12 protein-coding genes are annotated in these 12,258 nt (G+C 50.3%); all 12 read left to right on the top strand.

The window, feature by feature from the left end; all coding sequences use genetic code 11:
• The first annotated feature begins 1 nt into the window (after nt 1).
• The 12 genes from map (at nt 2) to ppdK (ending at nt 12,217) form a co-directional block, all read left to right on the top strand.
• A complete protein-coding gene (map, locus tag ACZ5PT_RS00415) occupies nt 2-754 on the top strand; it encodes a type I methionyl aminopeptidase (RefSeq protein ID WP_464264837.1) in 753 nt (250 codons plus the stop codon).
• A gap of 56 nt (nt 755-810) precedes the next feature.
• Nucleotides 811-924: a 50S ribosomal protein L36 gene (gene rpmJ / locus ACZ5PT_RS00410; protein WP_464264836.1), complete on the top strand. Its 114-nt coding sequence runs from the start codon at nt 811-813 to the stop codon at nt 922-924.
• A gap of 20 nt (nt 925-944) precedes the next feature.
• Nucleotides 945-1,313 carry a 30S ribosomal protein S13 gene (gene rpsM, locus ACZ5PT_RS00405; protein WP_464264835.1) on the top strand — a complete coding sequence of 123 codons (369 nt, stop codon included), beginning with the start codon at nt 945-947 and terminating at the stop codon, nt 1,311-1,313.
• 11 nt (nt 1,314-1,324) lie between these two features.
• Entirely contained in the window at nt 1,325-1,720 is a 396-nt protein-coding gene (rpsK, locus tag ACZ5PT_RS00400) for a 30S ribosomal protein S11 (RefSeq protein ID WP_464264834.1), read from the top strand.
• Between the two features lie 19 nt (nt 1,721-1,739).
• Entirely contained in the window at nt 1,740-2,369 is a 630-nt protein-coding gene (gene rpsD / locus ACZ5PT_RS00395) for a 30S ribosomal protein S4 (RefSeq protein WP_464264833.1), read from the top strand.
• Between the two features lie 43 nt (nt 2,370-2,412).
• A complete protein-coding gene (locus tag ACZ5PT_RS00390) occupies nt 2,413-3,423 on the top strand; it encodes a DNA-directed RNA polymerase subunit alpha (protein WP_464264832.1) in 1,011 nt (336 codons plus the stop codon).
• 34 nt (nt 3,424-3,457) lie between these two features.
• The gene (gene rplQ / locus ACZ5PT_RS00385) at nt 3,458-3,931 is read left to right on the top strand and encodes a 50S ribosomal protein L17 (protein WP_464264831.1); all 474 of its coding nucleotides are present in this window, start codon (nt 3,458-3,460) and stop codon (nt 3,929-3,931) included.
• A 167-nt stretch (nt 3,932-4,098) separates the two neighbouring features.
• Nucleotides 4,099-5,457, top strand: a complete 1,359-nt coding sequence (mgtE, locus tag ACZ5PT_RS00380; RefSeq protein ID WP_464264830.1) for a magnesium transporter — start codon at nt 4,099-4,101, stop codon at nt 5,455-5,457.
• An 8-nt stretch (nt 5,458-5,465) separates the two neighbouring features.
• Nucleotides 5,466-6,227 carry a DNA repair protein RecO gene (gene recO, locus ACZ5PT_RS00375; protein WP_464264829.1) on the top strand — a complete coding sequence of 254 codons (762 nt, stop codon included), beginning with the start codon at nt 5,466-5,468 and terminating at the stop codon, nt 6,225-6,227.
• Nucleotides 6,228-6,316: 89 nt separating this feature from the next.
• Nucleotides 6,317-7,186, top strand: a complete 870-nt coding sequence (glyQ, locus tag ACZ5PT_RS00370; RefSeq protein WP_464264828.1) for a glycine--tRNA ligase subunit alpha — start codon at nt 6,317-6,319, stop codon at nt 7,184-7,186.
• Between the two features lie 49 nt (nt 7,187-7,235).
• Nucleotides 7,236-9,299 carry a glycine--tRNA ligase subunit beta gene (glyS, locus tag ACZ5PT_RS00365; RefSeq protein WP_464264827.1) on the top strand — a complete coding sequence of 688 codons (2,064 nt, stop codon included), beginning with the start codon at nt 7,236-7,238 and terminating at the stop codon, nt 9,297-9,299.
• A gap of 311 nt (nt 9,300-9,610) precedes the next feature.
• Nucleotides 9,611-12,217: a pyruvate, phosphate dikinase gene (gene ppdK / locus ACZ5PT_RS00360; protein WP_464266778.1), complete on the top strand. Its 2,607-nt coding sequence runs from the start codon at nt 9,611-9,613 to the stop codon at nt 12,215-12,217.
• The last annotated feature ends 41 nt before the right edge of the window (nt 12,218-12,258 follow it).

Genomic DNA, 12,258 nt, shown 5'->3' with positions numbered 1-12,258 from the left:
GTTGATAGTCCTCAAGTCACATAAAGAGCTTGAGAAAATGCGCAGGGCTGGCCGGTTGGTGGCTGAAGTCCTTCAGATGATGCGCGAACAGGTTAAGCCGGGCACGACGACTTTGGAGCTTGATCGGTTAGCCGAAGATCGCTGTAAAAAGTGGAAGGCCCGCCCCGCCTTCAAGGGCTACGGTGGCTTTCCCTTTACTATTTGTGCTTCGCCAAACGATCGCGTGGTACATGGTTTCCCGAATCAGCAACCGCTGCAAGAGGGAGACATTATAAGTATTGATTTCGGTCTAATCATTGACGGTTTTTATGGTGATTCGGCCGTTACAATTCCAGTAGGTGTTGTTGATGAAACAACTCAGCGCCTGCTCGATGTAACAAAAGAGTCTCTCGATCTTGGCATAGCGGCTGCTCAGCCAGGCGGACGACTCTCTGACATATCGCATGCAGTGCAAACTCGCGTTGAGCAAGATCGTTTTAGTGTTGTACGCGAATTTGTAGGACATGGAATCGGTAGCAAGCTGCATGAAGATCCACAGATTCCGAATTATGGGCCACCTGCACGCGGCCCACAACTTAAGGTCGGTATGACCTTGGCGATTGAGCCAATGGTTAATATCGGTTTGCCTGCGGTTAAGGTGCTGGATGATGGCTGGACTGCCGTTACGTTAGACGGTCGTCGCTCAGCACATTTTGAGCATACGATTGCAATTACGGAGAACGGGCCGGAAATTCTGACCTGTTTAGATCATTAAAAGAATTCGATCGATTTTGTCGGTCAATAGAGATATCAGTAGAAAAGGATCTCAAGATGAAGGTTAGAGCTTCGGTAAAGAAAATCTGCGAGAAGTGTAAGGTCGTCAAGCGCAAAGGCGTTATCCGGATCATCTGTGAGAATCCCAAACACAAGCAAAGACAGGGATAAGGCCCTAGGAGGATAAGACATTGGCACGTATTGCTGGAGTCGATTTACCGCGTAATAAACGCATTGAAATAGCCATGACCTATATTTATGGGATTGGTCGTACTAAGTCGCAAAAAGTCCTCGCTGAGGCTAATGTAGATTTTAGTGCACGTACTGACGATTTGACAGAATCCGAATTAGCAAAAATTCGCGAAATTGTTGATCGTGATTGCCGTGTTGAGGGTGATCTTCGTCGTGAGATTACCATGAATATCAAGCGGTTGATGGATCTTGGTTGTTACCGTGGCCTGCGCCATCGTAAGGGGCTGCCGGTTCGCGGTCAGAATACCAAGAATAATTCACGGACTCGTAAGGGGCCGAAAAAGACCGTTGCTGGTAGGAAAAAATAAGCGGAGTTATCATGGCTAAGTCAGGTAAAAAGGTCGTTCGGAAAAAGGTTGAGAAAAAGAACATTGCCAAAGGCATTGTTCATATTCAGTCAACTTTTAATAACACTATTGTGACCATCTGTGATCCAGCAGGTAACGTTGTTGCTTGGTCGACTTCAGGTGCAAAAGGGTTTAAGGGCTCCCGTAAAAGCACTCCGTTTGCAGCTCAGATGGCCGCTGAAGATGCCGCCCTCAAAGCTAAAGAACACGGTATGCGCTCGGTCGAAGCCTATGTGAAAGGCCCTGGCAGTGGACGTGAGTCAGCATTGCGCGCTCTGGCGCTGGCTGGTCTTACAGTAACTATGATTAAGGACGTGACGCCGATTCCTCACAATGGTTGTCGTCCGCCCAAGCGCCGTCGCGTCTAAGCGTTAAGGAGGAATTAAGTTGTCTAGGTATTCAGGTCCTGTCTGCCGTCAGTGCAGAAGAGAAAATTCAAAGCTGTTTCTTAAGGGTGACAGATGTTACACAGATAAGTGTGCCGTTGAGCGTCGTAACTATGCTCCGGGTCAACATGGCCAGCGGCGTACTAAGGTTACCGAATATGGTACCCAGCTGCGTGAAAAGCAAAAGGTTAAGCGTACCTACGGTCTTCAGGAGAAGCAGTTCCGACTGTACTTCGCCAAGGCTGATCGGATGAAGGGCGTTACCGGCGAGAACCTGTTGATGCTGCTTGAGCGTCGTCTCGATAGTATCGTTTATCGTCTCGGTTTTGCTATCTCGCGTGCTCAGGCACGAACTCTTGTACGGCATGGCCATTTCCAGGTTAATGACCATAAAGTAAACATTCCTTCCTTCTTGGTCCGCCCTGAAGATGTGGTCTGTTTGCGTGAGAAGAGTCGCGAAAAGGCTTGCTTCATAGAGTCTCTGGACAGCGTTATGCGCCGAGGTGTTCCTTCCTGGGTTGAGCTTGATCGTGATGCTTTCAAGGGCACAGTGAAGGCCTTGCCGGTACGGAGTGAGTTGACGACGCCTGAGTTCCAAGAGCAGCTAATCGTCGAACTTTACTCTAAGTAATTAAACACCTCATCAGGGAATCTTGAGAGGGAGAATCTGATATATGTACAAAAACTGGAGAGACCTGATTAAGCCAAAGCGTCTCGAAGCGACTGAGTTGACTGATACCTATGGTAAGTTTGTTGCTGAGCCGTTTGAGCGTGGCTTTGGCACAACACTTGGCAACTCGCTGCGTCGAATCCTGTTATCATCTTTGCAGGGTGCAGCAATTACCTCGGTTCGGATCAAAAATGTCCAGCATGAGTTCTCCAGTGTTGTCGGTTTGACTGAGGATGTTACTGATATCATCCTCAATCTCAAAGGTGTTAAGGTTCGCCTGCATGGACATGATCCGCGTAATGTTCGGATCGTTAAAAAGGGTGCAGGAATCATTAAGGCTGGAGATATTATTACCGACAATAATGTCGAGATTCTCAATCCTGATCACCATATTGGAACGTGCGGTGAAGAGACTGATCTTGAGATCGACATGACCGTTGCCATGGGCAAGGGGTATGTTGCTGCAGACAAGAACCGTGATGACACTGCACCCGTTGGGACCATACCAATTGATGCAATCTTCACGCCGATTGTTAAGGTTAATTTCAATGTCTCGAATGCGCGAGTCGGTCAGATTACTGATTACGATAAGCTGACTCTAGAAGTGAATACCGACGGAAGTGTCAATCCTGATGATGCCGTAGCTTATGCTGCTAAGATCCTTAAAGAGCAGTTGCAGATTTTTATCAGCTTTGATGAAACTGATGAGCCGGTGCCACAACTAGAAGACGTTGAAACACATAAGATCAATGAGAATCTGTATCGTTCGGTTGAAGAACTTGAACTTTCGGTACGAAGTGCAAACTGTCTTAAGAATGCACAGATCAACCTGATCGGTGAGTTGGTTCAGAAGACTGAAGCTGAAATGCTTAAGACTCAGAACTTTGGCCGCAAGTCGCTGAATGAGATCAAGGATATTCTTGCTGAAATGGGCTTGAGCCTCGGTATGAAGCTGGAGAATTTCCCTGATCCAGATTACCTGAAATTGATTCAAAAAGGGCAGGACGAAGAATAGTCCCTTTTTAGGTTTGTAGAAAGGAAGCAAAGAAATGCGTCACAATAAAACCGGTAGACGTCTTGGCCGCAAGCCAGATCATCGCCAACACATGATGCGGAACATGGTGACCTCGTTTTTCGAGTGTGAAAAGATCACCACCACCGTTACTCGAGCTAAAGAATTACGTAAGCTTGTAGATAAAATGATCACTCTTGGTAAGCGTGGTGATCTGCATGCTCGTCGTCAAGCGCTGCAGGTTCTTCGTGACCCTAAGGTGGTTGGTAAACTCTTCGAGATGATCGCACCGCGTTATCAAGATCGTCCCGGTGGATATACTCGGATTATCAAGCTCGAAAATCGTAAGGGTGATAATGCACCGATGTCGATTATCGAATTGGTAGAAGAAGAGTTCACTCCCAAAGCTAAAAAATCTGCTCCTGCACCGTCGGTTGCGGCAGAAACTTCTCCAGCTGTAGAGGTTGAAGAAGCTGCTGAGCAGGTTGCCGAAGAGAAAACAGAAGCCTGATTTTATTTGTCAGTATGCAATTTAAGGGGCAAGGAGATATCTCCTTGCCCCTTTTTATTTGCAAATTTTAGCTGCATTGACTCGATTTGAGCTGAATGTTAGTTTCAGGCGATTTATGTTGCTAGGGCCGTGTCTTAGGTCCGTACGAATATCCTAGGAGGGTTGTTATGCACGAACAAAAAATGCAGGTGCTGCAGGGAACTGTCAGCAAACTTTTGCGTCGTGGAGCCTCTGTCAATCTCAAAAAAGCGCTTGGTAAAATACATCCCGCCGATATCGCCCATCTTTTTCGCTATTTCAATTTAAACGAACAGAAAAAACTCCTCTGCTTGGTTTCCGATATGCAGCAGGCGGCAGATGTTGTCACGGAGCTAGAATCTGATTCAGCGGCCAAACTTGCTGAACTGCTTGAAAAGCCATACCTGATATCACTCGTTCATTTGATGGCCGATGATGACAGTGCCGAACTGCTCAGAAGCCTGCCGGAGGAACTGGCAGAGGATATTCTGTCGGCTCTGCATGCAGAGCAGTCTGAAGATGTCGAGCAACTTCTCGGTTACGATGAAGATACCGCTGGTGGGATCATGTCGACGGATGTTTTCTCTCTCGAGCAGGAACTGACGGTCCGTCAGGCGATCGAGTCATTACAGGACTCTGAAGACTATGAGATGGTCTTTTATGTCTATGTCGTGGATAGTCACAATCATCTGGTTGGAGTCCTTTCTCTGCGGCAATTGTTGACCGTTCCTCCCGCGACGCATCTGCGTGATCTCATGTCGACTGATGTGCTGCGCGTACGCACCGATATGGACCAGGAGGACGTAGCCGAGCTGGTTGCAAAGTACAACATCCTGGCAGTTCCGGTTGTCGATGAGCATGGTAAGTTGATGGGTTTAATAACCGTTGATGATGTCATTGATGTTATGCGTGATGAGGCGACTGAGGATATTCTGCGGATGGCTGGTACCAGCGAGGAAGAATTGCTGTATGGATACAAGTCATTTCATGTCGCTCGCTTAAGATTGCCCTGGCTGTTGACTACGCTGGTCGGTGGCGTCGTCACCGGTTCCTTGATGTGGTATTACAAGGCGACCCTTGAGCAGGCCATTATGTTGATCTCCTTTATTCCAGTTATTACCGGTATGGGCGGTAACGTCGGTGGGCAAACATCGACCATCATCGTGCGTGGTTTTGCGACCGGCCGGATCGACTTCTCGATGTTGCGACAGGTGTTCTGGAAAGAATTGCGTGTCGGTTTGATCATGGGAGTGGTCTGCGGTCTGACGATCTGTGCCATCGCGATGGTTTGGCATCAGAACCTCTATTTGGGAATGGTGGTTGGGATCGCCATGGCGGTGGCAATTTCAGTCGCCGCATGTATGGGGGTTTTGGTGACCTCATTTTTCAAAAAAGTTGGTATCGATCCTGCTATCGCCTCAAGTCCCTTTGTCCAGACGGTTAACGATATTACCGGCATCCTGATTTATTTCACTACAGCAACTTTTTTCCTCCAGCATCTCATTTAGGTCACAGCGTGGTAGGCCCCTTCCGTCGTTGCGAGGCACTGGTTCTGCGGCATCTTGACTACGCAGAGGCGGATCGGATTGTTTCGCTGTTCTCTGCCGAATTCGGGTTGCAAAAGGGCTTTGCCCGGGCTGCCCGTAAAAGTCGCAAGCGGTTTGGTAGCGCCTTTGAGCCCTTTAGTCAGATTGTTATTCATTGGCGCGAAGGGCGCGGCCAGTTTTGGTCACTGCAAGAAGCTGAGTTGCTGAATAGTCGCACCGGTCTACGAACGGATCTTAAGCGACTGGCCCTGTCTGGGTATGCTGTTGAGTTAATCGAGTTGCTGGTCGATGAAGGTCAGCCGCAGCTTGAGATTTACCAGCTGCTCTGCGCTTTTCTCGATCACCTCGATCAGGGTGGTGACGCCGATGTTGGTCGACTTCTTTTTGAACTGCGTTTAGTTTACCTGCTCGGCTATATCCCGCATTTACTGCATTGCAGTGAGTGCTTAAAAATATTTGCGGATGAAATTATCCGGTTCGACGCCAGTCGAGGTGGTAGTCTGTGTGGCTCCTGCGCAGGGCAATCCGGGCTTTCTGTCGGTCTTGGAACGATTGGTTCCCTGGCTCGGAGCCTCAATGTTAGCCACTGTTGTTTTGATGGCTTTCGATTGGGCAGACGAACATTGACGGAAGGAGGCATGATCCTTGGTCAAGTTCTGGATTCTGTCCTCCCACGCCAGCCAAAATCCTTAAAATTCCTACAATCGACCCTAGACAACTCTGTTTCTTGACATCTTTTGGGGTGAAAGCTACACTCGCGTTCGGACTGTCAAATACGCATTTTCCGCTGTTGTCAGCGGTATAGTTTTTTGGAGGTAACGTGACTTTTCAGGATCTGATTCTTTCCCTGCAAAACTACTGGGCTAAACAGGGCTGCATTATTCAGCAGCCATATGATATCGAGAAGGGGGCCGGTACTTTCAATCCAGCAACGTTCCTGCGTGCCCTCGGCCCCGAGCCCTGGAACGTGGCATACGTTGAACCATCACGCCGGCCGACCGATGGTCGTTACGGTGAGAACCCAAACAGGTTGCAACACTATTACCAGTTTCAGGTTCTTCTCAAGCCGTCACCGTCAAATATTCAGGATCTTTACCTGGATTCGCTGAAAAGCTTCGGCCTTGATCCCAATGCCCACGATATCCGTTTTGTTGAGGATGACTGGGAATCACCGACCCTCGGTGCCTGGGGTTTGGGCTGGGAGGTTTGGCTGGACGGGATGGAGATTACCCAGTTTACCTATTTTCAGCAGTGCGGCGGCATTGACCTGAAGCCAATTCCCGGTGAGATTACCTACGGTTGTGAGCGGATCGCCATGTATCTGCAGGGGGTCGATAACGTCTATGACCTGGAGTGGATCGATGGCATCAAGTATGGCGACATTCATCATCAAACCGAGGTCGAGTTTTCCCATTACAATTTCGAGGAAGCTGATACCGGGATGCTTTTTCAGCTGTTCGACATGTACGAGAAGGAGTGCGTGAAACTGGCTGAAAAAGACTTGATTTTTCCGGCTTACGACTTTGTCCTTAAAGGGTCACACGCCTTCAATCTGCTTGATGCGCGCAGCGCTATTTCGGTGACTGAGCGCGCCGGTTATATCGGCCGGGTGCGTAACATGTCGAAGCTGTGTGCCGAGGGTTATGTCAAGCAACGTGAGAAACTCGGTTATCCCCTGTTGAAGAAATGATGATCCGTTCAGCAGCTAGCGCTGACTGACGTTTTTATTGGAGAAGGACATGTCTGCAGAATTATTTCTCGAACTGGGTACCGAAGAGATCCCCGCTGGATTTATCCCGCGTGCCCTCAATGATATACAGCGATTGCTCTGCAAAGAGTTGGAGAACGCCCGGATCTCTTACGGTGAGATTCGGACCTTCGCAACGCCTCGGCGACTGGCAATCTCGATTCAAAATGTTGCCCGTCTACAGCAGCGCCAGGAGCTGGAACTGACTGGCCCGCCGGCACGCATTGCGTTTGATGCTGATGGCAAGCCAACCAAGGCGGCGGAAGGTTTTGCCCGCACTAATGGTGTCAGTGTTGCTGACTTACAAACCATCGAGACGGACAAAGGCAAGTACCTGTTTCTTTCCAAGGTGATCGAAGGGGGCGAGTCGACTGCGCAGTTGCCGGAAATCCTACCGCGCGTTATCGGTAAAATTCCGTTTAAAAAGTCGATGCGCTGGAAGGATCTCGATATCCGCTTTGTTCGGCCGATGCATTGGATCGTCGCGACCTTCGGTGGCGAGGTGATCCCTTTTACTTTCGGTGACCTGCACAGCGGTAACCGCTCTCGTGGGCACCGTTTTATGGCTCCACAAGAGTTTATTGTCAGCGGCGCCGAAGATTATATTGCCAATGCTGAAAAGCATCATGTTATCCCGCAGACTGAAAAACGTCGTCAACTGATCGAAGAGCAACTTGCAACGTTGGCCAAACAGCTGGGTGGCAGGATCAATCCCGACGCTGAACTGCTGGAAGAGGTCAGTTTTCTGGTGGAAACGCCGCAGGCGCTGGCGGGCAGCATTGAAGAGCGTTTTTTGCAGCTGCCACCGGAATTGCTGATCACCAGTATGCGCGAACATCAGCGCTACTTTACCTTGCTAGATGAGCAAGGCAAGCTGTTGCCGAACTTTATCACCATCGCCAATACGCACGCGATCGACCCAACGGTGGTGGTTGCTGGTAACGAGCGGGTGCTAAGGGCGCGTCTTGCCGATGCGATGTTCTTCTGGCAGGAAGATCAGAAAAGCAAACTTGAAGATCGCCTCGAGGCGCTGAAAAAGGTTGTCTATCAAGCTAAACTCGGAACCAGTTACGAAAAGGTCGAGCGTTTTACCGAACTGGCAGCGGGGCTAGCGCAGCAACTGTCGCCTGCCGATATCGAGCTGACCAAGCGCGCTGCGATGCTGGCTAAATGTGATCTCGAATCGGGCATGGTTTACGAATTTCCCGAATTGCAAGGGATCATGGGCCGTGAATATGCTCTGCTCGAAGGAGAGGATAAGCGCGTTGCTACTGCAATCTACGAACACTATCTGCCGACTCAAGCCGGTGGTGAGCTGCCCAGCGATAGCATCGGAACCTTTGTCTCTTTGGCCGATAAAATCGATACCATCTGTGGTTGTTTCAGTGTCGGTCTGATCCCGACCGGTACTGCCGACCCTTACGCCTTGCGCCGCTGTGCCATCGGTATTCTGTCGATTATCCTTGATCGCGGTTATGCCGTCTCGATTCCGCAGTTGGTTGAAAAAAGCATTGCCCTGCTCGAGACCAAACGTCAGCGCCCGGCCGTGGAGATCGTCGCTGAGGTGGTTGAATTTATCCGCTTGCGATTGGTCAATATGCTCACCGGACAGGATTATCCTGCTGATGTGGTCGATGCCGTACTGAGTGCTGCATTTGCTGAACCGGTTGATGCTGTCGAACGGGTAAAAGCGCTCGCGGCGCTCAAGGGACGCGAAGATTTTGAGCCCCTGGCGGTTGCCTTTAAGCGCGTCGGCAATATCATCAAAGGTGGTGTCGAGCAAGAGGTTGACGCTGTCTTGTTTACCGATGATTGCGAAAAGGTGTTGTTTGCCGAGCTGCAGCATGTGCAAGCAGCCGTTGCCGAATTGGTGGCACAGGGCAAATACCCGAGCGCGCTGGAAGCCATCGCTGGGCTGCGCGGACCGGTCGATACTTTCTTTGACGGTGTCATGGTCATGGACAAGGATGAGGCGGTTAAAAACAATCGCCTGGCATTACTCACCAGTATTGCCGGGTTGTTCAAAGGGGTTGCTGATTTCAGTCGCATCGCCTGATAGATAAACGGACTGACCGCCCGATAAAGCGGTCAATATTTATTATGTTTTTTGTGGTCGAAGGATGTTTCGGTGTCCTCGGGAGGTTCTTGCGTGCAAAGAATCGATGGACCTGTGCAGAGCTTGGAAGGATATTCTGATGGCTGCGCTATAGGTTTGTTCGCTTCTAGCAATCAAGGGCCAGCTCGGGAACTGGTTCATTTTTCGACCTTTTTATTATTGTAAGTGTGGACGAGACAAAGAAGAGGAGCAGTTTAGTGAAGAAGTATGTATATTTTTTTGGTGAGGGACAGGTCGAGGGTTCCGGGAAGATGCGTAATTTGCTCGGTGGCAAAGGAGCCAATCTCGCCGAGATGCTTTCCATCGGCCTGCCGGTGCCGGCAGGTTTTACTCTGACGACGGAAGTCTGTAACGAGTTCTACGAAAATAATAATCACTACCCCGACGGACTGGTTGATGAGGTCAAAAACGCTCTGGGTAAAATTGAAGAGCTGATGGGAAAGAAGTTCGGTGATCCGCAGCAGCCGTTGCTGGTTTCGGTGCGCTCCGGCGCACGCGCTTCGATGCCGGGGATGATGGATACGGTTCTCAATCTCGGTCTCAACGATCAGACCGTACAGGGGCTTATCGATCAAAGCGGCGACCCGCGTTTTGCTTACGATTCCTATCGGCGCTTTATCCAGATGTACTCGAATGTCGTCTTGGAGATGGACGGCGACATTCTCGAGCATATTTTGGAAAAAATGAAAGAGGATCGTGGTGTTGAGCTTGATACCGATTTAAGTGCTGCCGATCTCAAGCAGTTGGTTGCTTTGTTCAAGCAGAAGGTTCAAGACGAGCTAGGTCAGGGTTTTCCTGAAAATCCAGAGGAGCAACTCTGGGGGGCCATTGGTGCCGTGTTCGGTTCCTGGATGAATCAACGTGCCATCACCTATCGGAAGCTCAATGATATCCCTGCCGAATGGGGGACTGCAGTCAATGTTCAGTCGATGGTTTATGGCAATATGGGTGATGATTGCGCGACCGGTGTTGCCTTTACCCGTGATCCTTCGACCGGTGAAAACTACTTCTATGGCGAGTACCTGGTCAATGCCCAGGGCGAAGATGTGGTCGCTGGTATCCGGACTCCGCAACCGATCAATAAAGTGAATCAGACAGATGATTGTCTGCCTTCATTGGAAGAGGTGATGCCGGATTGCTATGCACAGCTGGTCAGCATTCGTGACAGCCTCGAAAAGCATTATCGTGAAATGCAGGATATCGAGTTTACCATCGAAAAGGGCAAGCTCTACATGCTGCAGACGCGGACCGGGAAGCGGACCGCCCACTCGGCAATCCGTATTGCCGTTGAGATGGTTAAAGAAGGCCTGATTACCCAAAATGAAGCTATTTTGCGTGTCGCACCTGATCAATTAGATCAACTGTTGCACCCATCGCTCGATCCAAAAGCTGAGAAGGACGTGATCGCCAAAGGTCTGCCTGCGTCACCGGGCGCGGCCAGTGGCAAGGTGGTTTTCAGTGCTGATGAGGCCGAGGAAGCCAACCGTCTGAAGCAGAAAGTTATTCTGGTGCGGGTCGAAACCAGTCCCGAGGATATTCACGGGATGAATGCCGCACAAGGGATTCTCACCGCTCGCGGCGGAATGACCTCCCACGCTGCGGTTGTTGCTCGAGGAATGGGTAAGTGCTGCGTCGCTGGTTGTGGTGATTTGAAGATTGACTACGAAAAGCAGCAATTGACCACCAAAGGTGGTGTGGTTGTCAAGCGCGGCGATGTCATTACACTTGATGGTTCAGCTGGTCAGGTCATCCTTGGCGATGTAAAAAAGGTTCAGCCGGAAGTCAGCGGAGATTTCGCTGAATTGATGGTTTGGGTCGATGCTGTTCGTCGCCTGCGGGTGCGGACCAACGCCGATACCCCCAAGGACTCAAGGGTTGCCCGCGAGTTCGGCGCCGAAGGGATTGGTCTCTGTCGGACCGAACACATGTTCTTCGAAGGGGACCGTATCCAGGCGGTACGTGAGATGATCCTGGCTGATGACCTGCAGGGGCGAGTCAATGCTCTGGCGAAAATCTTGCCGATGCAAAAGAGTGATTTTCTTGGCATCTTCCGTGAGATGAAAGGCTTTCCGGTCACCATCCGGCTACTTGATCCGCCGTTGCACGAGTTCTTGCCGCAGAACGATGATGATGTCTCTGCCCTGGCAACCATTGCCGGGATCCGGTTTTCCGAGGTTAAAGAGCATGTCGAGGCGCTGCACGAGTTCAATCCGATGCTTGGACATCGTGGTTGTCGCTTAGGAATCACCTATCCTGAAGTTTACGATATGCAGGTGCAGGCGATCATGGAAGCTGCTTGTGAATTGGTTAAAAACGAAGGCTTTGAGATTGTCCCGGAAATCATGATCCCGCTGGTCAGTCATGTCAATGAGTTGAAAATTCTTCGCGCCAATGCCGTCAAGATCGCTGAAGAAGTCTGTCAGCGTTATGGCGTTAAGGTTGAATACCTGATCGGAACGATGATTGAGTTGCCACGGGCCGCGTTGATGGCCGATAAGATTGCGCAACAGGCAGACTTTTTCTCCTTTGGCACCAACGACCTGACCCAGACCACCTATGGCCTGTCACGGGACGATGCCGGCCATTTCTTGCCGGATTATGTTGAGCGTGGTGTTTTTGTTCGTGATCCGTTTGTTTATCTCGATCGGGCCGGTGTCGGTCAGCTGGTCAAGATGGGCGCCGAAAAGGGGCGTCAAACCCGCCCTGATCTTAAGGTCGGGATTTGCGGAGAGCATGGCGGTGAACCGAGCAGTGTTATCTTCTGCGATGAAATCGGACTCGATTATGTCTCCTGCTCGCCCTATCGGGTACCGATCGCACGACTGGCGGCCGCTCATGCCGTTCTACTGAAGGATTGATAAGCTAAGACAGAAAAAAGGCCCGGCAGAAATGTCGGGCC

It is taken from the genome of Desulfuromusa ferrireducens (assembly GCF_055389805.1).
Note: the sequence above shows the minus strand (reverse complement) of the source record. Positions and strands in the feature narration are given on the sequence as shown.

Bases quoted from the DNA above. Each gene is read 5' to 3' on its own strand.
- rpmJ (WP_464264836.1), top strand. From the start codon at position 811: ATGAAGGTTAGAGCTTCGGTAAAGAAAATCTGCGAGAAGTGTAAGGTC.
- glyS (WP_464264827.1), top strand. From the start codon at position 7,236: ATGTCTGCAGAATTATTTCTCGAACTGGGTACCGAAGAGATCCCCGCT.
- ppdK (WP_464266778.1), top strand. From the start codon at position 9,611: ATGCGTAATTTGCTCGGTGGCAAAGGAGCCAATCTCGCCGAGATGCTT.
- ACZ5PT_RS00390 (WP_464264832.1), top strand. From the start codon at position 2,413: ATGTACAAAAACTGGAGAGACCTGATTAAGCCAAAGCGTCTCGAAGCG.
- rpsK (WP_464264834.1), top strand. From the start codon at position 1,325: ATGGCTAAGTCAGGTAAAAAGGTCGTTCGGAAAAAGGTTGAGAAAAAG.
- rplQ (WP_464264831.1), top strand. From the start codon at position 3,458: ATGCGTCACAATAAAACCGGTAGACGTCTTGGCCGCAAGCCAGATCAT.
- mgtE (WP_464264830.1), top strand. From the start codon at position 4,099: ATGCACGAACAAAAAATGCAGGTGCTGCAGGGAACTGTCAGCAAACTT.